This window comes from Agrobacterium sp. CG160-95, assembly GCF_053521725.1.
In genome coordinates this window covers 546,808-568,612 of record NZ_JBNWDU010000002.1, presented here as the reverse complement: position 1 = coordinate 568,612, position 21,805 = coordinate 546,808, and the positions used below count along the sequence as shown (strand labels likewise).

The following is a 21,805-nucleotide window of genomic DNA, read 5'->3' as shown; positions in this document are numbered from 1 at the left end:
ATCTGGATGGTTACGACCGTCGCACGATGGCTTGGTTTTTTCATTGGCTTTTGAGAAACGAAGCTCGCCATGATGCGGCGGAGCGGAAGGAGCCCGGCAAAACGGCAGTGCGCCGGGCTCTTTTTTTCGATAGACCGGGCTCAGCGCAGCAGCGCCTGCGCCTCCTCGATGCCGAGTGCTGCCGGCTGCGTGCAGGTTGTGGTCATCTCGATGAAGCGGCCTTCTTCCCCGGATTTGAGGATGGAGGTCATCACGTCGATACCGTGCAGGGAGCGATCCAGCGAGCAGCGGGCATCGCGGCCTTCAAGGATAGCAATCGCCATATCGGCCAGGCCTGCCGTGCGATAGTTGGCGCGCGAGCCATTCGGGCTTTCCTGGTTGGCAATGCCGAAGGGATGCGCCCAGTCTTCCAGCGGCTGGATATTTTTGTCGCGTCCGCTCGCCTCCACCACACCGCCGAAGAAGTTGGGGTCCGGCACGTAGATCGATCCTTCCGTACCGTAAAGTTCCATATTGGCGTGGCGATGCGACCACACATCCCAGCTGGCCGAAAGTGTGATCGTTGCTCCGTTCACGAATTCCAGAAGCGCATGGATGTTGGTAGGCGTTTCTACCGGGATGATCTCGCCGTTCAGCGGCTGGCTGGTCACCGTTCGGGTGGGGTTGGCCATTGATGTCAGTGCGCCAACGCGCTTGACCGGGCCGATGAGGTTGATGAGGTTCGCCACATAATAGGGGCCAAGATCGAGGATCGGCCCGCCCCCCTTCAGGAAGAAGAAGCCCGGATTGGGGTGCCACATCTCCATGCCGGGGCTCATCACATGGCAGGTGCCGGAGGTGATGCGCCCGACCTTGCCCTCGTCGATATATTGCCGGGCAAGCTGATGCGCGCCGCCAAGGAAAGTATCAGGCGCGCAGCCAACGGAAAGGTTCTTCTCGCGGGCGATGCGCCGCAACTCCTCGCCTTCCTCCAGCGAAAGCACCAGCGGCTTTTCCGAATAGACGTGTTTACCCGCCTCGAGTGCCGCTTTCGACACGGGAAAATGCGCGGCGGGAATGGTGAGGTTCACCACCACGTCGATGTCCTTGTTGGCGAGGAGTTCCTCGATCGACTGCGCCGTGACACCAAATTCTTCTGCCCTCAGTTCCGCCGCATTGCGGTTAAGGTCGGCGCAGGCCAGCACCTTGATGCCCTTGAAGAGCGGTGCCAGCGAAAAGTAAGCAGACGAGATGTTGCCGCACCCGATGATGCCGACGCCCAGTTCCCTTTGCATGATGAAAACTCCGGATTGATGCTCAATAGGTTTTGAAGGATGCGATGGAGCGAGTGATCAGCCGATCGATATCCTTGGGATTGTCGTGTTCGACCACGAAATGTTTCGTGGCGGATTTTGCCCTCAGTGCTGCCACGAGGGCCTTCCAGTCCACCGTGCCGTGGCCGACATCCGCCCAGCCGTCCTCATCCGCATTTTCGCCTGATGGTGCGATGTCCTTCACGTGCACGGCGGTAATGCGCTTGCCGTAGCTTTCGATCCAGGCGAGCGGATCGGCGTTGCCTCTGATAATCCAGGCGATATCCGCTTCCCATTTCAGGTCCGGTCCGCCGGCAAAAATCTGCTCCTGCGGGGTGGAGCCGTCCGGGAGCACCTGGAACTCGAAATCGTGGTTGTGCCAGCCGAAGGTCAGCCCGGCATCCACGAATGGCTTACCCGCTTCCTGCAGGCGCTTGCCGAAGGCGAACCAACCAGCCGCGTCCGCCGGGCGCTGGTCGGGCATCAGGTAAGGGCAATAAATCGCTTCCACGCCCAGAACCTTGGCGATGTTCAGAGCCTTTTTCGGATCACCCTCGAGAAGGTCAAGGCCGAAATGGCCGGTCGGCATGGCAAGACCATTGGCATCGAGTTCGGAGCGCAGGCTGTTCAACCCGGCGTCATCAAGCGAGGCGTACATGGCGCCGTAACCTTCGACATGTTTGTAACCAGCCGCCGAAAGCTTCTTCAAAATATTGGAAAACGGCTGGAAATTGCGGGCGCTGTAAAGCTGGAAACCGAGTTCTGTCATTATCTCCTCCATAGAGATGTGGGTGCTTGGGATGGTGTTGGGGGTAAAACGGGGCCCTTCCTAAAGCCGCTCTTCGCTCTGTGCGTCGAACAGCGAGGCCATGGTGAGGTCTAGGCCGAGGCGAACCCGGGTGCCCGGCGCAAACCGCCTGTGGCCGCCAACGCGCACGGACAAGGTATGACCGGCATGTTTGAGCCAGATCAGATTGTCGGCGCCCATCGGCTCCTCGATGTCAACGATCGCCTCATGCACCTCGCCGCTGACGATGTCGGCATCGACGCGCACATGTTCGGGACGCACACCGAGAACCACGGCACGACCGGCGACAAGCGGCGCCTCCGGCTGATAACCATCCAGTGAGAAGGTGACGCCGTTGGTGGTGAAGACCACCTTGCCGTCCTTCTCGATCAATTCGCCACGCAGGAAATTCATCGAGGGCGAACCGATGAAGCCCGCGACGAAGAGGTTCCTTGGCTTGTTGTAGATGGTGACGGGATCGGCAAGCTGCTGGATGACGCCGCTTTTCATGATGGCGATACGATCAGCCAGTGTCAGCGCCTCGATCTGATCGTGTGTCACGTAGATCATGGTGTTTTTCAGCGCCTGGTGCAGCCGTTTGATCTCCACGCGCAGTTCCGAGCGCAGCTTGGCATCGAGGTTGGAAAGCGGTTCATCGAACAGGAACACATCCACATCGCGCACCAGCGCCCGGCCGATCGCCACGCGCTGGCGCTGGCCGCCGGAAAGCTCGGCGGGCTTGCGCTTCAGGAGTGGTTCGATCTGCAATATGCCCGCCGCCCTTTTGACGCGCCGGTCGATTTCCTCTTTCGGAACCTTGGCGACCTGAAGGCCGAAGGAGAGGTTCTTCTCCACCGTCATCTGCGGATAAAGCGCATAGGACTGGAACACCATGCCGATGCCACGATCCTTCGGCTCCTCCCAGGTAACGTTGCGGTCCTTGATGAAGATTTGCCCGTCGGTTGGCTCCAGAAGGCCCGCAATGCAATTGAGAAGTGTCGACTTGCCGCAGCCGGAAGAGCCGAGCAGCACGAGGAACTCGCCGTCGTAAATATCGAGATTGAGGTCTTTCAGGACGGTAACGGCACCGAAGGACAGGGAAAGATCGCGAATGGAAACGCTTTTGTTCATATAACTCAACCTTTTACTGCGCCTGCGGCGATGCCACGGACGAAAAGCCTGCCGGAGACGAAATAAACGATCAACGGCACGGCCCCGGTGAGAAGGGTTGCAGCCATGTTGACGTTGTATTCCTTCACGCCCTGCACGGAGTTGACGATATTATTGAGCTGCACCGTCATCGGGTAATATTCCGGCCGCGTGAACACGACGCCGAACAGGAAGTCGTTCCAGATGCCGGTGACCTGCAGGATCATCGCCACGACGAAGATCGGCAGCGACATGGGCAGCATGATGCGAAAATAGATCTGCCAGAAATTGGCGCCATCAATACGTGCCGCCTTGAACAATTCCTCCGGCAGCGACGCGAAATAGTTGCGGAAGAGCAGCGTCAGGATCGGCATGCCGAAAATCGTGTGCACGATCACGAGGCCGGTCAGCGTGCCATAAATGCCCAATTCGCGCAGCACGATGACGATCGGGTAGATCATTACCTGATAGGGGATGAAGGCGCCGATGATGAGGATCGAGAAGAACAGTTCCGAACCCTTGAACTTCCAGTTCGCGATGGCGTAACCGCTGACGGAAGCCACGATGATCGAGATCACGACCGACGGTATGAGGATGCGTACCGAGTTCCAGAAGCCGCGTGAAAGCCCGTCGCAGTTCAGCCCGGTGCAGGCATTCGCCCAGGCTTTCACCCAGGGTTCGAAGGTGATTTCCACCGGTGGCGCGAAAATGTTGCCGAGCCGTATTTCCGGCATACCCTTCAGAGAGGTGACGACCATCACGTAAAGCGGCAGCAGGTAGTAGGCGGCAGCGACAAACAGCGTGCCGTAGAGAATGATGTTGCGGCGGGAAAACGTTTTTTTCGGCTTCTTGCCGCGGGGACCGGAAAGGTCCGTGGCAACCGCATCGGTTGCGGCGGCGACCGTGTTCAATGTGCTGATATTAGCCACGCTTCTTGCCTCCGAATTCGAGGTACGCCCATGGAATGACGATAATGGCGACGGTCAGAAGCATCATGGTGGAGGCGGCAAAGCCCTGCCCCAGGTTCTGCGCCTGGAACATGTAGTCGTAGACATATTTCGCCGGCACTTCGGATGCGATGCCCGGTCCGCCACTGGTCTGCGCCACCACCAGATCGTACACCTTGACGATGCCGCTCGCGATAATGACAAGCGTGGTGATGAAGACCGGCCGCATCATGGGAATGATGATGAGGATATAGGTCTTCCACATCGGAATGCCGTCGACGCGCGTCGCCTTCCAGATATCCTCGTCTATGCCGCGAAGACCGGCCAGCATCAGGCACATGACGAGCCCCGTGCCCTGCCAGAGCGCAGCAATCAGGATGCCGTAGATAACGATCTCGGAATTATAAAGCGGGTCGAAGGTGAAGCTTTCCCACCCCATCGAGCGGACCACCGACTGAATGCCGAATTCCGGGTTCAACAGCCATTGCCAGACAAGGCCGGTTACGATGAACGACAGAGCAAAGGGATAAAGGAAGATGGTGCGGAAGGTGTTCTCGAAACGGATCTTCTGATCCATCAGCGCCGCCAGCACGAAGCCGATCACCAGACTGAAGATCAGCGACAGAATGCCGTAGATCGCCAGATTCTGGATGGAAATGATCCAGCGCGGCGCGGCCCACAACCGCTCATACTGGTCGAAACCGATGAAGCTTGCACGTGGCAGAAGCTTGGAATTGGTGAATGAATAAATCACCGTCCAGACCGTTCCGCCGAGAAAAATCACGACGGCGGTCAATATCATGGGAATGGAAGCAATCTTCGAATTGAGATTGCGGAAAAGCTGGTTGGGGCGGCCGGAGCGCGCTAGACCCGCCATGGATGACCCTCCTGTAACGTTGCCGTTGATACCCAGGCAAGGTCTCAAAGACCTCGCCCCAATCCTCCGGGCTTGCGCGTTTACGCATCCCGCAGGGAGCTTGCGGCGGATGGATGCCACCCGCCGCACAAGAGGTTGCGGTTAGTCAGCGGAACCGATGATGCCGGCGAAGCGCTTCTGTGCATCTTCTGCAGTCATCGCGCTGGCAAAAAACTCTGCCATCAGGTCTTCTTTCTGCTTCTGCGTATCAGCAGAAATCAGCTGGTCTGTGCTGGTCAGCGCATTGCCCTTGGCCAGAATTTCCAGACCCTTCTTCATGCAGTCATTGGCCGCATTGAGGTCGACGTCGCCACGGATCGGCAGCGAGCCTTTCTTAAGGTTGAAAGCCACCTGCGTTTTAGGATCGACGATGGTTGCGGCCAGAACGTCCTGCGCCTTGGATTTTGCTTCATCCTTCAGCAGCGGGAAATAAAAGGCGTCGCCGCCGGTGGTGAGATAGTCGTTAAGGCCGAGACCCGGCAGGCAAGTGTAGTCCGTACCCGCCTTCTGGTTGGCAAGCTGGAACTCGCCCTGCGCCCAGTCACCCATGATCTGGCCGCCGGCCTTGCCTGTTATGACCATGTTGGTGGCCTGGTTCCAGTCCTGAACATTGGTGCCCTTGGCCATGTCGCGGGCCTCGACGGCGGCCGCAAAAATCTTGGCCATGTCGGGACCGGCCGCTGCTTCGGCATCCTTGTCGCCATAGACCTTCTGATAAAGATCCTTGCCGCCGATCGAAAGCGTCAACGTGTCGAACAGGCCATTGGCCTGCCATGCCTGACCGCCGAGCGCGAGCGGCTGGATGCCGGCTTTTTTCAGTGCCGGTGCTGCGGCAGCAAATTCAGTCCAGTTCTTGGGAACTTCGACGCCCGCTTTCTTGAACGCTTCGTTGGAAAGCCACAGCCATTGCCAGGAATGGATGTTGACCGGCGCGCAATAGATCTTGCCGTCGATGGTGCAGCTGTCGAGCAGGCTTGCCGGCTTTATGACGTCTTTCCACTTGCCCTTTTCGGCAACGTCGGTCAGGTCGCGCATCAGGCCGGCCTGCACCAGCTCTTCCGCCTGTCTGCCATGGTTGAACTGGGTGGCACCCATCGGGTCGCCGCCGGTGATACGGCTGATCATGATCGGACGGGCGGTGCCGCCCGAACCGGCAATAGCGCCGTCTACCCACTTGTTGCCGGTGGCATCAAAAGCCTTGGCAAGTTCGGCAACGGCAGCGGCTTCACCGCCCGATGTCCACCAATGGGTAACTTCAAGATCGGTAGCCCCAGCGACACCCGCCGGAATCATAACACTGGCCAAAAAGGCCGCAGAAATAAAGCGCATTCGCATGAGTCTCCTCCCTCACTGAAACGTTGCAGTTGGAACGTAAGCGAAGATTTTTGATTAGGCAACCGCCTAAAAAATGAATCTCGCCGCAGCTCGCCGCGCTGTGTCGAGCAGCTACAAACGTGCCGAACGGCTAGATTTTGTTGAGAAAGAAGATTGGGAAATTGGAAGGATGCCGAATGGCACGACAAAGACTGCGCACCGGTAATCTGCAGGCAACGTAGTATCTTCATAGTCTTCCGACTTTGGCGTCGGTTCCTGCGCACAGAGTGCCAAGCCCGCATGGACGGGCGAACATAAGGTGAGCGATGGTAAAACGTTGGCACATTCTTTTGATGATCGGTCTGGCGGGCGTGTTATCGCTTTTGCTCGCACCGTTCGAACGACTGGCGTCGGGACAGGATCTTTCCTTCACGATACGGGTTGTGATGCTCGTCCAGCCGGCAGTCCTGATCATTGCTGCGGTGGCGACGGGTCAAGCGCTTGCCGGCAAACTCGGGCTCGGCACTCCGCTGATCGATGCCTGGCTGAAAGGAACCGGGTTCGGGCCAGTCTTGCGCAGGCAAGCCCCAGCAGCTTTGCTGACGGGTCTTATCGTCGGCCTGCTGATGATCGCTTATTCGTCTGTGATCCTGCCTGCCTTCACCGATACGGCAACCATGGAAAAAATGGCGGCGTTTGAAGTCCCACTTGTCACCCGGGTTCTCTATGGTGGCATAACGGAGGAGCTGCTGACCCGATGGGGCTTGATGACATTATTCGCATGGGTGCTCTGGCGAATAGTGGGCAAGGGGCAAGTCCAACCGGTCATGCTGTGGACTGCCATTGTCATCGCAGCGGCCCTTTTTGCCGTGGGCCACCTGCCCTTCCTTTTTGCCATTACCGTTCATCCGCAACCATTGCTGATTGTCAGTGTCATGCTCGGCAATTTTATCCCCGGACTGATGTTCGGGTGGCTGTTCTGGCGTCGCGGGCTGGAAGCAGCGATGCTTTCCCACGCTTTCGCCCACTGCGTGAATGCAACTGTCTCCTGATCCGTCGAGCCGACAGATAAGTCAGGGATTTATCATCCCGGCCTCGCCGGCCGGGATAAAATGCCGCGTCGGTGCGCGCAGCAGTCCTAATGCCTCTTATAATCATCCTCGATGCGGATGACGTCGTCTTCGCCAAGATAGGCGCCGGTCTGGATTTCGACCAACTCGAGCGGAATCTGCCCCTCATTGGCAAGCCGGTGCGGTTGACCAATCGGGATATAGACGGACTGGTTTTCCGTCAGCAGCCGGGTTTCGTCGCCAATCGTTACGGTTGCCGTGCCCTTGACGATGATCCAGTGCTCCGAGCGGTGATAGTGTTTCTGGAACGAGATGCGGTGGCCAGGATCAACCGTGATGTGGCCCACGCGGTAGCGCTCGTCCACATACATATGTTCGATGTAACCCCATGGACGATACACTCGCCTGTGCGCTTGCGTCCGCGGCGCGTGTTCGCCATCCTTCAGTGTCTCCACCAGGCCCTTCACGTCCTGAACCCGGTTTTTCGGCACCACCAGAACCGCATCCTTGGTAGCCACCACCACCAGATCCTTTGCCCCCACCACGGTCGTCAGCAATTGCGTGGAATGGATCAGGCAGCCCTCGGAATCGATGAAGACGCCGTCGCCCTCGAGCGCATTGTCGTTGCCATGCTTGTCGGCGATTTCCCAGATCGCGTCCCAGCTGCCGATATCCGACCAGCGGAAATGGCCATGCACCACCGCCATGCGCTTGGTCTTCTCGATCACCGCATAGTCGATGGAGTTTTTCGGCGAGGCTTCGAAGCTCGCCTGATGCAGGCGCACGAAGCCAAGGTCGCTTTCATATTGTTCGACCGACTGCGTTACTGCCGCAAGAATTTCCGGCGCGAATGCCTTGAGTTCGGCAATCATCACGTCGGAACGGAACAGGAAGTTGCCGGAGTTCCAGAGATACCCCTTCTCCAGATAGGAGATTGCCGTCTTCACGTCCGGCTTTTCCACGAATGCCTCGACGATGCTCAAGTCAGCCTCACCATCAATTGCTTCACCAGGCTTGATGTAGCCGTAGGAGGTGCGCGGCTCGGTTGGCACCAGACCGAAAACGACGATATTGCCCTGATCGGCGGCCTTGGCGCCAAGCCTCACGGACTCTGAAAATTTGTCGGCATCCAGCACCACATGGTCGGCGGCGAGCGCCAGCACCAGGCATCCCGGCTCCCGGCGCTCGGCCAGCACGGCGGCAGCGGCCATGGCGGCGGCACTGTCGCGGCGGGCGGGTTCGAGAACCACCGTCGCCGGAAGATCGATCTCCTCAGCCTGACGGCGGGCGAAGAAGCGGAAATCCTCGTTGGTGATCACCAGCGGCTCGGCATAAAGCGCCTTGTCGGCCACGCGCGTGAGTGTCTGCTGATAGGTCGAAAGATTGCCGACCAGCGGCTGGAACTGCTTGGGCAACTGATCGCGCGATACCGGCCAAAGCCGTGATCCCGCCCCACCAGCAAGAAGAACCGGCGTGATCTTTCGAGATTGTTCCGTCACAATAAAAACCTTTCCAACTTTAAAAAACTTCCGGCGGGCCGGACAATATACATATTTACCAATGCTGCCATCATCGGTTCACGGGCGGATAAGCGCAAGCTCATAAGTTCGCCTTGTGAAAGCTTGGTGAATGTCGGACCCGTTTTGCTAACGCAACGCGCAGGGTGAGGTTCCGCGCAAAGGGCGATCAGTCGCTTTGAAATGCCGCAAAGAAAAACCCGGGCGAATGGCCCGGGTTTCCGTTTTCAGAGCGATGACCTGTCAGGATCAGTTCGGCAGCGCGTAAGCGATCACGTAGTCGCCACGGTCAGGAGACTGACGTGCACCGCCGGCCGAGATGACGACATATTGCTTGCCTGTTTTCGGAGACTTGTAGCTCATCGGGCCGCCCTGGCTGCCGACAGGAAGGCGGGCCTTCCAGACTTCCTTGCCGGTCGCCGTATCGAAGGCGCGCAGATAATAATCCTGTGTGCCGGCGATGAAGACGAGACCGCCCTGGGTGGCAAGCGTTCCGCCGAGCGTAGGCATGCCGATCGGGATAGGCAGACCCATCTTGATGCCAAGCGGACCGGTATCCTCAACGGTGCCTACAGGAACCTGCCAATTGATCTGCTGCGTCTTCATGTCGATCGCAGTCATCGAGCCATAGGGTGGAGCTTGGCAGGGAATGCCGAGAGCAGACAGGAAACGGTTCTTGTTCACCGCATAGGGCGTGCCCTTCATGGGAACGACGCCCATGCCGGTATTGACGCTTTCGCCGCCGCTTGCCGTTGCCTTGGTGGGAGCGGCTTCCTTCATCTCAATCCACAGGCCGAGGCGCATGTCGTTGATGAAGATTGTGTTGGTCGTCGGGTCAGTCGAGATGCCGCCCCAGTTCATGCCACCGAGCGAACCCGGGAAGGCGAGGGAGAGGTCCGTGCCTGGCGCCGTATAGAGGCCTTCATAACGCATGCCCTTGAAAGCGATACGGCAAAGAAGCTGATCGAAAGGGGTGGCACCCCACATATCGGCTTCCGTCAGCGTCTGCGCGCCGATTTGCGGCATGCCCACCGAACGCGGCTGCGTTGGTGCATATGGCTCGTTCGGAATGTTGCCGGCCTTGACCGGAACGTCTTCCACCTTGGTCAGCGGCTGGCCAGTCGCCCGGTCCAGCACATAGATCTGACCGGCCTTGGTGCCGAAGACCAGAGCCGGAACGGTCGTTCCGTCAGCCTTCGGGAAATCGATGAAGCTCGGCTGCATCGGCACGTCGAAGTCCCATAGGTCGTTATGAACCGTCTGGTAGACCCACTTTTCGCGGCCGGTCGTGGCATCGAGCGCCAGCATGGAAGCGCCGTATTTATGATCGAGCGGTGTCCGCGTCGCGCCATAAAGATCGACCGAGGGGCTGCCCACCGGCATGAAGACCGTGTTCAGCTCCGGATCGTAGGACATGGATGCCCATACGTTCGGCGTGGAACGGGTATAGGTCTGGCCCTCGGGCGGCAGTTTGGTGATTTCAGGGTTGCCGGGATCGAAAGCCCAGCGAAGCTCACCCGTCACCACGTCGAAACCGCGCATCACGCCGCCAGGCATATCCACCTGTACGTTGTCAGCGATACGCCCGCCGACCACGACGGTGGTGCCGGCCAGTGTGGGGGCCGATGTCAGCACATATTGCGGGTCCGGCGCATCACCAAGACCGATCTTCAGATCGACGCGGCCATTGGTGCCGAAATCCGGGCAAAACGCGCCGGTGTCGGCATCGAGCGCGATGAGTTCCGCGTTGATGGTGTTCATGAGAATGCGGCGCTGGCAAAGCGCGCCGTCGGCTACGATCGCCGGGGTGACAGGCGTTGCGCCCGGAGCGGTCGGCTGCTTCAGCGGCGCCTTGGCATCGAAATAGGCGAGACCGCGGCAACGCATCCAGACGGTGGATTTGGCGTTGATTTCGGTCTTCCACTTCTGCGCGCCGGTATCGGCGTCGAGCGCGATGACATTGTTGTGCGGTGTACACACAAACACGGTGTCGCCGACCTGAAGCGGCGTTTCCTGATCTTCCGCACCGTTCGCGCCGGGGCTGATCGGGATGTCGCCGGTCCGATAGGTCCATGCCACCTCAAGGTTCTTGACGTTATCGCGGTTGATTTCGTCAAGCGCAACAAAGCGGCTGCCGCCCGCCGTATTGCCGTAATGTTCCCAGTTCTTCTGCTCTTTTTCCGGCGTTACCGGCGTCAGTGCAGCAACCTCACCCTTGAAGGCGACGGTCGGATGCGGCACGAACATGCCGGCAAAACCGGCAGCGGACGCGATGGCCAGAACGCCAGCAAGGGCAAAGGACGCGCCGTAAGCGGGCGTCTTGCCAGCCGCGCGCCGCAGCAGCGGATAGGAGAGCGCAACCACCGTGGCGCCCACGCCCAACGCCAGCAGGCGGGAGATGAGCGGCCAGAAGTGCAGTCCGGCTTCCCACACTGCCCAAACACCGCTAACGATGAAGACAAGGCCGAACAGGAGCGCGCCGGCAGGCTTGCGCAGGAGAATAAGCAAGCCGGAGACGATCAGCGCGATACCCGCCAAGACGAAATAGAGGCTGCCGCCGAGTGTTGCGAGCTGCCCGCCGCCAATGGCGAAGAACAGTCCCGCAGCGACAATGACGGCGCCGAGCACGAAGAGCCATAATCTGGCTGCAAGCGACGTTGAGGTTGCTGGTTTACTCATGAAATTAAATATCCGGTTAGGAGAGCCGCCGCGAAGGCTGACGCCCGATGATCTTTCAATGCCCGGCCCAGGCCAGACAGTCCGCCGCACTTACGGCTGAGCGAAGATGCGCTGAAGGCGACGAGGCGAAACGGGGAACAATGGTGGGGGAGACTTCCGTGGTGACTGTCATTTTGACCCATTCACTGCAGTTTATCACCGGCCCCAATGGACGGCGGACAATGTGCTCGAACAAATCCTCCCAAGTTCGTATCGCAGAGGCCCGCATGCGGGCACTGGGCGACCGAAACCTCGGTGCGGTATAACGTCGCCTGCGACAAGATGACAATGCGCAAGACGGGCATTTTTGATAAGCTGCGCTTATACCATATCAACACCTACAACACAAAGACCTCTCCGCCGATGGATATTCGCCAGCTCGCCATTTTTGTGGAAGCCGCAAGGGCCAAAAATTTCCGCGCGGCCGCTTTGCAGCTGGGCATCGCCCAACCAGCCGTAACGCAGCGTATCCGGCAACTGGAAGAGAATCTGGGCTTCAAGCTTTTCCTCCGTGTCAACCGCGGTGTGGAACTTACGCCGGCTGGGCAGTCGATGCTGCTAGATGCGGAGGAAATTCTTGCCCGCACCAAGGGCGCGCTGGAAAAGGCACACCAGATCAGGCGCGGCCAGCTCGGCACGCTGCGCATCGGCTTCGGCACCAGCGTAATGGCGGAACGAAAATTGCCGGCGCTGATCACCCGCTATGGCAACGACCACAGGGAGGTGACGCTTGAACTCCTGCCCGGCATGACGATGGAACAATTGATCGAGCAGGTGGCGACGCGCAAGACAGACGTCGCTTTCATTCGCGCACCCCTGCCCCAATTGCCGCAGAGCTTGCGGGCCATGCCCTTCGACCGCTCCAAACTGTGCGTCGCCCTGCCGGAGCGCCATCCGCTCACCTCCCGCCCCAGAGTTTCGGTTGGCGATATCGTGCAGGAAAAACTGCTGCTGCCGGTGGACGAGATCGGCCTGGGGCTCAGCAGCAGCGCGCTTTCCCTTTTCGAGGATGCAGGCTGTGAGCCGGAAATCGGCATGCGCATTGCTAACGTCAACACCATCCTTGCCCTCGTGGAAGCTGGCGCGGGAATTTCAATTCTGCCGGAAAGCACCGTGCGCTCCACAAGAGGCATCACAGGTGTGCCGCTCGAAAGCGCCGATGCCTGGTCAGATAGCGTGCTGGTCGTCAGACGCGGTCCGCTTGCCCTCCACGTGGAGGCCTTCGTGAATATGGTACGGCAGGCCTACCAGTCCCACCTATAATGCCGACAATACGCACTTAATCGATTGAATCGGCCACAAATTTCGCCACGGCTAAATTTGCTGCACTGAACAACATTCAACGCTTGGCACGCGCGCGAAAAATACAATAACAACGACGGATATTTTTGCACTGTTATCGACACGAAAGCACACTCAGCCCATGTCCGACACGACGAAGCCCGCCAGCCCCAGAACATCGGTTACAGATCAGGAAGCACTGGATTTCCACGCGCAAGGCAGACCGGGGAAACTGGAAATCACCCCGACTAAGCCGATGGCGACTCAGCGGGATCTGTCGCTTGCCTATTCGCCGGGAGTGGCCGTGCCGGTGAAAGCCATCGCCGAAAATCCGGCGACCGCTTACGATTATACGACACGCGGCAACATGGTAGCAGTGATCTCCAACGGCACGGCGATCCTCGGTCTCGGCAATCTCGGCGCGCTCGCCTCCAAGCCTGTCATGGAAGGCAAGTCCGTTCTGTTCAAGCGCTTTGCGGATGTGGATTCCATCGATCTCGAGGTCGATACCGAAGACGCCGACGAATTCATCAATTGCGTGCGCTACCTTGGCCCCTCTTTCGGCGGCATCAATCTGGAAGACATCAAGGCGCCGGAATGTTTCATCATCGAAAGCCGCCTGCGCGAGCTGATGGACATTCCCGTTTTCCATGACGACCAGCACGGAACCGCCATCATCGCCGCCGCCGGTCTCATCAACGCCATCGAACTGACTGGCCGAGACTTCAAGACGACGAAGCTCGTCTGTAACGGCGCAGGTGCTGCTGCCATCGCCTGCATGGACCTCATCAAGGCCATGGGTTTCAACCCCGAAAACATCACGCTTTGCGACACCAAGGGCGTGATCTACCAGGGACGCACCGAAGGCATGAACCAGTGGAAATCCGCCCATGCGGTGAAGACTGACAACCGCACGCTGACTGAGGCCATGAAGGGCGCGGATGTCGTCTTCGGCCTGTCGCAGAAGGGTGCCTTCACCGAAGAGATGATCCGCTCCATGGCGCCGAAGCCGATCATTTTCGCAATGGCCAACCCTGACCCGGAAATCACCCCGGAAGAAGTCGCCCGCATCCGCGATGACGCCATCATGGCGACGGGGCGTTCGGATTATCCGAACCAGGTCAACAACGTCCTCGGCTTTCCCTATATCTTCCGCGGCGCGCTCGATGTCCGTGCAAGCCAGATCAACGACGCAATGAAGATTGCCGCTGCACAGGCGCTGGCCGATCTTGCCCGCGAGGATGTGCCGGATGATGTGGCCGCCGCCTATCAGGGCAACCGCCCGCGCTTCGGATCGCAATATATCATTCCCGTTCCCTTCGATCCGCGCCTGATCTCGGCAATTCCGGTGGCCGTGGCCAAGGCCGCCATCGAAACCGGCGTCGCTCGCCGCGAACTGCCCGATCTCGATGCATATGCCCGCGAGCTTTCCGCCCGCCGAGACCCCATGGCGTCGACCACGCAGCGCCTTTACGAGCGTGTGCGCCGCTCTCCGAAGCGGGTCGTTTTCGCCGAAGCGGAAGAAGAACAGGTGATGCGCGCAGCGATCTCGTTTACCGCGCAGGGGCTTGGCACCGCCATCCTGCTCGGCCGTGACGACATCATCAAGGCCAATGCGGAGCGTGCCGGCATCGATCTCGACCGCGCCAATATCGAGATCACCAATGCCCGCCTTTCCAGCCGCGTCGATGCCTATGTCGATTATCTCTATGCGCGTTTGCAGCGCGGCGGCTTCCTGCTGCGCGACGTGCAGCGCCTGATCCACAACGACCGTAACCATTTCGCCGCCTGCATGGTGGCGATGGGCGATGCGGACGCCGTGGTCACCGGCGTTACCCGCAACTATTCCACGGCGCTCGAGGATATCCGCCGCTGCATCAACACCAAACCCGGCCACCGTGTCATCGGCGTTTCGCTGGTCGTGTCGCGCAACCGAACGGTCTTCGTGGCAGATACCGCCGTGCACGACATGCCGTCTGCCGAAGACCTTGCCGATATCGCCGAAGAAGCAGCCGGTCTTGCCCGCCGTTTCGGCTACGAACCGCGTGTAGCGATGCTCGCCTATTCCACCTTCGGCCAGCCGGTTGGCGAACGCTCCGACAAGGTGCGCGAAGCGGTGAAAATCCTCGACAAGCGCAACGTCAATTTTGAGGTCGACGGGGAAATGTCGGCCGATGTGGCGCTGAACCATCATCGCATGCAGAGCCAGTATCCCTTTGCCCGCCTTTCCGGTGCGGCCAACGTGCTGGTCATGCCCGCCATCCATTCCGCCTCGATCTCCACCAAGATGCTACAGGAACTGGGCGGCGCGACCGTCATCGGCCCGCTTCTCGTCGGCCTCGACAAATCGGTGCAGATCACCTCGATGGGTGCCAAGGACAGCGACATCGTCAATATGGCGGCGATCGCGGCCTATAACGCCGGTCGGTAACGATGTGGGAGCGCTCTTCGGGAGAAGGGCGCTCAAAATGCCCAGGCATAGCCAACATATCCTCGCCCCTGTGGCGAGGATATTCCAAAGCGCCGAACCCCGGCACCATAAGAACAAGATTCTACGATTTCAAATTATTAGGTTATTTTTTCCCACCAGAGAACTTATTGGAACACGATTTTATTTATACGATTTTTTGCGCAACGCCAATTCTCGCTCTCGACGGACGCCTCATGTAGTTTCCACCCACAACCAAAAGGAAATACCCATGGCCCTCTCCTTCTCCAGATTTGCCGCAAAACTCATCGCCGGAACCGTCGTCATCGCTTCGATGGCCACCGCCGCTCACGCGGATGCGACGCTCGACCGTATCAAGGGTCGCGGCAAGCTCACCGTCGGCGTCATCCTGTCTGGCGCGCCTTTCGGCTTCATCGATCCGAAGACGCAGGAGCAGAAGGGCCTCAACATCGACGTCGCAAAGGCACTGGCCGCCGGTCTCGGTGTGGAGCTGGTGACCGAAACCGTGACCCCGCCCAACCGCGTGCAGTTCCTGCAGCAGGGCAAGGTTGATATTCTGATCGCCAACATGCAGTACACGGAAGAGCGCGCCAAAACGCTCGATTACGTGCCCACCCCCTATGACCGCCAGGGCGGCGCAGCCATCGGCCGAAAGGACTCGGGCATCAAGGACTGGCCGGACCTGAAGGGCAAGATTGCCTGCGTGTCGCAGGGCTCCAACTACACCCAGCCGCTGATCGAGCAATATGGCGCGCAGGTAAAGGCGTTGCCGAGCCAGCCGGAATCGCTGCTCGCGCTGAAGGGCGGCAATTGCGATGTCTCCGTGCACGTCAACGGCACGCTGAGCCTGATGCTTCAGGACCGCGCCGATGAGTGGAAGGATTACGGCATCCTGATCCCCACCGACCTTATCCCTTCTGACTCCGTCATCTGGCTGCGCAAGGGCGAGGCCGACACGCAGGCTGCGCTCGACAAGATCGTCAAGGAGCTGCATGCTTCCGGCAAAATGATCGAATTCGCCAAGGCCAACCGCCTGCCGAGCATCGGCTTCATGGAAGAGCAGAAGACGAAGCTCTCCGCGGCGCAGTAAAGGCTGGGCAATCCCGCTTGCTCTGTCACCCCGGACCTGGTCCTGGGGACCGGCATGTCGTAGGGGCATCTGCCATCACGGAGATTTCCCCTCACCACTGAGAACGGCCGGTTTCGCCCGCCGTTCTTTTCTGCTTTATAGCAAGACAGGTCATTCTGGCACCGCCTGCCGGGCGGCAGCCGCGACAACAGCATGGATATCCGATGCAGGATGGATTTACAGCGCGTTTCATAGAGTTGGCCGCGCATATAGGCCTCAACTATGACTTTCTGAACAGCGGCTACGAGGTTCAGATATGGCTCGACGGCATGAAGATGACGCTCATCCTCGTCGCCGTCACCCTGCCGCTCAGCCTCGTTTTCGGCTTCATTTTCGCCGCCATGCTCACGTCAGGCAAAGGCTGGCTCGCCGGTCCGGTTCGCGCCTATGTGGAATTGACGCGCAACACGCCGACGCTGGTGCAGCTGATGTGTGGTTTCCTTGTGCTCAACATGTTGATTTCAAACGCGCTCGGCGGCGCGCAGAACAATCCGCTCACACCGTTCTTCTGGGTCGTCGCCATCACCGGCCTGCACGTTGCCGCTTTCCATGCGGAAGCCTTGCGCGGCGGTATCGAGGCGGTGCCGGCTACCACCATCGAGGCGGCACGCGCCATCGGTTTCAGCTCTTTCGAGATTTTACGTTACGTGGAATTTCCGCTGGCAATCCGCACGGCACTTCCTTCCATCATCAACAATCTCATCAATCTGGTGAAGCTCACCACCGTCGGCTCGGCGATTGCGGTCGGTGAAATCACCTATGCCTCGATCCTGATCTGGACGCAGCGCGACAATGTGGTCGAACTGATGCTGGTGATCCTCATCTTTTTCAGTGTCATCAATTTCATCGTCGCAAGGGCGGGCCTGTGGCTTGAGCGGCGTCTTGCGGTTCCGGGGTTCGGTCAATGAGCGCGGTGGTCTCTCCAACACGGGCGGCGAAGAAGCTGCCTTTCGGCACCATTCTTCTGTGCGGCGTGCTGGTTGCCGTCGTGCTGTGGCTGGTTCTCGATCCCTCGCTCGGACAGGTGCTGCTGGAATGGCTGCCATATCTCGGCAAGGGTTTTGCCATGAATGTGCTGATCAGCATCCTGGCGATTGCCATCGGCACCATCATCGGCGTCTTGCTTGGCATCATGGAGCTTGCGCCCTATCGCCTTGTGCGCGCGCCGGCGCTCACCTACGTGCAAATCTTCCGCAACGCCCCGCATCTGGTGCTGATTTTCGCCGCGACCTACATCTTCCCCTTCGAGATCGTCGCCTTCGGCAACTACATTCCGTTTCCAGACTGGATCAAGGCCGTGGTCGGGCTTGCGATTCCGGCCAGCGCCCACATCGCCGAAATCACCCGGGGCGCCATCCAGTCCATTCCCACCGCACAATGGGAAGCGGCGCAGGGCCTCGGGTTTTCGCGCAACCAGACGCTGCGCTGGATCATCCTGCCGCAATGCGTGAAGCGCTCGCTGCCGCCGTGGATGAACCTTTACGCCTCCATCACCATGGGCACGGCGCTTGCCTCGCTGGTCGGCGTGCATGAGCTTCTCCACGCCGCAACCGATGCCAGCACCGCCGTGCAGCGCAACGATTTCACCGTCGTGGTCTATCTCACCGTCCTGATGGCGTTCTTCCTGTTCTGCTATCCCGTGTCCCGTTTCACGCAGCGCCTTGAACGGCGCTTCGCTTCCCGCTGATTGGAATACACCATGTCCGCATCCGCCCCCCAAACCGCCGCCAAAGCTCTGGTTGAACTGGAAGGCGTGCACCTGTCCTTCGGCGACAATCAAGTGCTCAAAGGCATTGATCTCACCGTCAACAAGGGCGACGCCGTCTCCATCATCGGCCCTTCCGGCTCGGGCAAATCCACGATCCTGCGCTGCATCAACGGCCTGCTCATTCCGCAATCTGGCAAGATCACCGTGGGGGGCACCCGCGTCGATCAGCTGAAAACGGAAGCTGAGCGCATAACGCTGCGCAAGCGCATCGGCATTGTCTTCCAGCAGTTCAACCTCTTCCCGCATCTGACTGTCATGGAAAATATCACCATCGCGCCGATTAAAATCCTCGGCACGCCGAAGGCGGAAGCCGAGCGTCATGCCCGCGAATTGCTGGAAAAAGTCCGCCTGTCGCAGAAGGTGGATGCCTATCCCGGTCAGCTGTCCGGCGGCCAGCAGCAGCGTGTGGCCATTGCCCGCGCGCTTGCCATGCGGCCTGAATTGGTGCTGTTTGACGAAGTTACCTCCGCACTTGATCCGGAAACCGTGGGCGAAGTGCTCGCCGTCATCCGCGATCTCGTCAATGACGGCATGACCAGCATTCTCGTGACCCACGAAATGCGCTTCGCCGAGGAAATCAGCGACAATATCGTCTTCACGGAAAACGGCCTGATCGTTGATCAGGGCACGCCGGAGCACATCTTCTACAAGTCGACCAATCCGCGTATCAACGCCTTCGTAAAGGGTCTCGGCGGACAGGTGGCACGGGTCGCCGACGGCGAAGGGATCTGACGCCATGACCGCCGACGAAAAACTCACCCTTCATCTGGCAGAAGCCATCGCCGCCTCTGATCCGCTCCGCGACGAAGAGGCTGTGACGATCGCCCGCACGGCGCTGATCGACTTTTTTGCCTGTATGCTGGGTGGCGCTTCCGACCGAAGCACGAAAATCCTCATCGACAGCTTTACGTCAGGCACATCCGGCACGGCGGGCATTGTCGGCCATGATCTGCGCACGGATGCTTTCACCGCCGCACTTATCAATGGTCATGCGGGGCACGTGCTGGATTATGACGACGTCCATGGCAGCGTGCGCGGCCACCCCACCGTCGCCATCGTTCCCGCTCTATTGGCTGTTGCGGTCGAGGAAGGCTCTACGGCGGATGCATTTATCGCCGCCTATATTGTCGGGCTGGAAACCATGGCGCGGCTTGGCCTGTCGCTCGGCACCAAGCATTACGAAAATGGCTTCCACGCCACCGCGACCCTTGGCCCCATCGGTGCGGCGGCCGCCATTGCTCATCTTCTCAAATTCACCCCGCAGACGACCGCTATCGCACTCGGCCTTGCCGCCACGCAGTCGGCCGGACTTCGCCTGCAATTTGGTTATGATGCGAAGCCCCTGCATGCCGGGCTTGCGACACGCGCTGGCCTCACCGCCGCGCAGCTGGCAAGATCAGGTTTTCAGGGCGCGCCGGATTTTCTGGAAAACCCTATCGGCTTTTATTCCGCCTTCGCCTTTGGCGCGGAACAGCCGAAACGGCTCCTGTCCGGCTGGGGTACACCCTGGCAGATCGTCTCTCCCGGATTGACGCTCAAGGCATTTCCCTGCTGCACCGCCAGCCACCCTGTTGCCGTTGGTGCGCTTGCACTGCGCAGCGCCAATGATCTGGCACCAGATGAAATCGAAACTGTCGTCATCACCTTTCCCCCGGGAGGCGATGCCGCTCTTGTGGGTTCGGCCACACCCGCCACGGGCATCGATGCGCGTTTCAGCGCTGAATATGTCTTCGCCGCCGCACTGACGGATGGCGCACTCGGCATCAGCCATTTCGACGAACGCCCTGCACGCGCTAACCTGCTTGGACTTTCCGCAAAAGTCTCGCGCCGGCATGATGAGACCGCCCGCCGCCTCTCGCCGGATCCGACCACCCGTTTCGTGGTCATCGACGTGACGAAGAAGGATGGCACGGTGCTGTCGCGCCGCATTGACGGTCTTCCCGGCATTGATGACCCCACGGAAAAATTTGCCGACGCCACTGGCGGCAATGAAAAATTCGCCGGAATTCCGGCACTGGTGCGGACCATGAAAACCTCAGCCGACCTCAAGAAGCTAGAAGTGCTTCTGGCAACGCAAATATAACACGACCGAAATAAAGGCATGATCACCATGACCACGACTACCCGCAAAAGACAGATGCATCTTGGCCTGTTCCTGCAAGGAGCCGGCCACCACGTTTCCGGTTGGCGTCACCCGGATGCGGAAGCCGGCAGCGAGAATTTCGACCTGTTGACCCGTGTCACGAAAATGGCCGAAGATGCCAAGTTCGACATGGTCTTTCTGGCCGATGGCCTCACAAGCGGCGTCGACGCCCATCCCTCGATGATCGCCCGTTTCGAGCCGCTTACCCTGCTTGCGGCGCTTGCCATGGTGACAAACAAGATTGGACTGGCCGCCACCGCCTCCACAACCTATGGTGAGCCCTACCACACCGCACGCGCCTTCGCCTCCATCGACCATCTCAGCCACGGGCGTGCGGCGTGGAACATCGTTACCACCTCCTATGCCCGCACGGCGGCGAACTTCTCCAAGAGCCATCCCGAGCATGACGAGCGTTATGCCGTTGCGGAAGAATATGTGAACGTCGTGCGTGGCCTGTGGGACAGCTGGGACGACGACGCCTTCGTCAAGGACAAGGAAGGCGGCCGTTACGTCGATCCGCAGAAGGTGCATATTCTCGATCATGAAGGCAAATATTTCACGGTGAAGGGGCCGCTGAACATTCCGCGTTCGCCGCAGGGTCACCCGGTTCTCATTCAGGCCGGCTCCTCCGGCCCGGGACAGGATCTCGCCGCCCGCACTGCCGATATCGTCTTCACCGCACAGCAGGCCATTTCCGAGGCGCAGGCCTTCTACACCAGCCTAAAGGCGCGAGTGGAGAAATTCGGCCGCGATCCCGCAAGCGTTGCCGTGATGCCGGGTTTCATGCCCATCATCGGCAAGAGCTTCGAAGAGGCCGGCGAAAAGCTGAAGGAGCTGAACCGCTGGACCGACATCAAGAGCGCCATGCCGTTGCTTGAGGAACGCATCGGCCATAGCCTTACCGAGTACGATCTTGACGGCCCGCTGCCGGACCTGCCTATTTCCGACCAGTTGCGCAGCCGCGCCGAACTTTTGACCGAACTGGCGCGCCGCGAAAAGTTGACGATCCGGGAACTGGCGCTGCGCGTTGCAGCTGGTCGTGGCCACCATATCGTCATGGGCACGGCCAAGGACGTTGCGGATCGCATGCAGGAGTGGTTCGAGAACGGCGCAGCAGACGGCTTCAACGTCATGCCGCCCTTCTTCCCCGGTGGGTTGGAAGAATTCAACCGCGAAGTCGTGCCGCTCTTGCATGAACGTGGCCTGTTCCGCAAGGAATACGAAGGCTCGACGTTGCGCGACCATCTCGGCATCAACAGGCCTGCCCTGCGGGCATAAAAAACGGATGCCCGGCGACGGGCATCCGCATGACAATAGGCTCACGT

At 59.5% G+C, this 21,805-nt stretch carries 17 protein-coding genes; 9 read left to right on the top strand and 8 right to left on the bottom strand.

What is annotated here, in order from left to right:
• Positions 1-140: 140 nt before the first annotated feature.
• From ACQZ63_RS09255 to ACQZ63_RS09230, 6 genes are all read right to left on the bottom strand, one after another.
• Positions 141-1,274, bottom strand: coding sequence for a Gfo/Idh/MocA family protein (locus ACQZ63_RS09255; RefSeq protein ID WP_112155376.1), 1,134 nt, complete (start codon positions 1,272-1,274; stop codon positions 141-143).
• A gap of 22 nt (positions 1,275-1,296) precedes the next feature.
• Positions 1,297-2,061, bottom strand: coding sequence for a sugar phosphate isomerase/epimerase family protein (locus ACQZ63_RS09250; protein ID WP_065704077.1), 765 nt, complete (start codon positions 2,059-2,061; stop codon positions 1,297-1,299).
• Positions 2,062-2,121: 60 nt separating this feature from the next.
• Positions 2,122-3,210, bottom strand: a complete 1,089-nt coding sequence (locus tag ACQZ63_RS09245; RefSeq protein WP_003510949.1) for an ABC transporter ATP-binding protein — start codon at positions 3,208-3,210, stop codon at positions 2,122-2,124.
• 5 nt (positions 3,211-3,215) lie between these two features.
• Positions 3,216-4,157: a carbohydrate ABC transporter permease gene (locus tag ACQZ63_RS09240; protein ID WP_003510950.1), complete on the bottom strand. Its 942-nt coding sequence runs from the start codon at positions 4,155-4,157 to the stop codon at positions 3,216-3,218.
• Entirely contained in the window at positions 4,150-5,052 is a 903-nt protein-coding gene (locus tag ACQZ63_RS09235; protein ID WP_003510951.1) for a carbohydrate ABC transporter permease, read from the bottom strand. Before ACQZ63_RS09235 ends, ACQZ63_RS09240 begins: the two co-directional genes overlap by 8 nt.
• 141 nt (positions 5,053-5,193) lie before the next feature.
• Positions 5,194-6,426, bottom strand: coding sequence for an ABC transporter substrate-binding protein (locus ACQZ63_RS09230; RefSeq protein ID WP_026330684.1), 1,233 nt, complete (start codon positions 6,424-6,426; stop codon positions 5,194-5,196).
• Positions 6,427-6,758: 332 nt separating this feature from the next.
• Between ACQZ63_RS09230 and ACQZ63_RS09225 the strand changes: the two genes are divergently transcribed.
• The gene (locus ACQZ63_RS09225) at positions 6,759-7,457 is read left to right on the top strand and encodes a CPBP family intramembrane glutamic endopeptidase (protein ID WP_448799146.1); all 699 of its coding nucleotides are present in this window, start codon (positions 6,759-6,761) and stop codon (positions 7,455-7,457) included.
• Between the two features lie 86 nt (positions 7,458-7,543).
• On the opposite strand, the gene ACQZ63_RS09220 is transcribed toward ACQZ63_RS09225, so the two are convergent.
• Together ACQZ63_RS09220 and ACQZ63_RS09215 are read right to left on the bottom strand one after the other, a co-directional pair.
• On the bottom strand, positions 7,544-8,974 hold the full coding sequence (locus ACQZ63_RS09220; protein WP_025595636.1) for a mannose-1-phosphate guanylyltransferase/mannose-6-phosphate isomerase: 1,431 nt from the start codon (positions 8,972-8,974) through the stop codon (positions 7,544-7,546).
• A gap of 267 nt (positions 8,975-9,241) precedes the next feature.
• The gene (locus ACQZ63_RS09215) at positions 9,242-11,671 is read right to left on the bottom strand and encodes a glucose/quinate/shikimate family membrane-bound PQQ-dependent dehydrogenase (protein WP_448799121.1); all 2,430 of its coding nucleotides are present in this window, start codon (positions 11,669-11,671) and stop codon (positions 9,242-9,244) included.
• Between the two features lie 327 nt (positions 11,672-11,998).
• Between ACQZ63_RS09215 and ACQZ63_RS09210 the strand changes: the two genes are divergently transcribed.
• The 8 genes from ACQZ63_RS09210 to ACQZ63_RS09175 all read left to right on the top strand — a co-directional run bounded on the left by ACQZ63_RS09210 (position 11,999) and on the right by ACQZ63_RS09175 (position 21,758).
• Positions 11,999-12,973, top strand: a complete 975-nt coding sequence (locus ACQZ63_RS09210) for a LysR family transcriptional regulator (RefSeq protein WP_162763569.1) — start codon at positions 11,999-12,001, stop codon at positions 12,971-12,973.
• Positions 12,974-13,133: 160 nt separating this feature from the next.
• Positions 13,134-15,422 carry an NADP-dependent malic enzyme gene (locus ACQZ63_RS09205; protein ID WP_003510961.1) on the top strand — a complete coding sequence of 763 codons (2,289 nt, stop codon included), beginning with the start codon at positions 13,134-13,136 and terminating at the stop codon, positions 15,420-15,422.
• Positions 15,423-15,690: 268 nt separating this feature from the next.
• Positions 15,691-16,530 (top strand): transporter substrate-binding domain-containing protein, encoded by an 840-nt coding sequence (locus ACQZ63_RS09200; RefSeq protein ID WP_003510963.1) that lies wholly within the window; start codon positions 15,691-15,693, stop codon positions 16,528-16,530.
• 203 nt (positions 16,531-16,733) lie between these two features.
• Positions 16,734-17,477 carry an amino acid ABC transporter permease gene (locus tag ACQZ63_RS09195; RefSeq protein ID WP_003510965.1) on the top strand — a complete coding sequence of 248 codons (744 nt, stop codon included), beginning with the start codon at positions 16,734-16,736 and terminating at the stop codon, positions 17,475-17,477.
• Positions 17,474-18,256 carry an amino acid ABC transporter permease gene (locus ACQZ63_RS09190; RefSeq protein ID WP_112178382.1) on the top strand — a complete coding sequence of 261 codons (783 nt, stop codon included), beginning with the start codon at positions 17,474-17,476 and terminating at the stop codon, positions 18,254-18,256. The genes ACQZ63_RS09195 and ACQZ63_RS09190 overlap by 4 nt, the downstream gene beginning before the upstream one ends.
• A 12-nt stretch (positions 18,257-18,268) precedes the next feature.
• Positions 18,269-19,069, top strand: a complete 801-nt coding sequence (locus ACQZ63_RS09185; RefSeq protein WP_013761605.1) for an amino acid ABC transporter ATP-binding protein — start codon at positions 18,269-18,271, stop codon at positions 19,067-19,069.
• Between the two features lie 4 nt (positions 19,070-19,073).
• Positions 19,074-20,420 (top strand): MmgE/PrpD family protein, encoded by a 1,347-nt coding sequence (locus ACQZ63_RS09180; protein ID WP_113555381.1) that lies wholly within the window; start codon positions 19,074-19,076, stop codon positions 20,418-20,420.
• A gap of 18 nt (positions 20,421-20,438) precedes the next feature.
• Entirely contained in the window at positions 20,439-21,758 is a 1,320-nt protein-coding gene (locus tag ACQZ63_RS09175) for an LLM class flavin-dependent oxidoreductase (protein ID WP_162763570.1), read from the top strand.
• Positions 21,759-21,805: the final 47 nt, after the last annotated feature.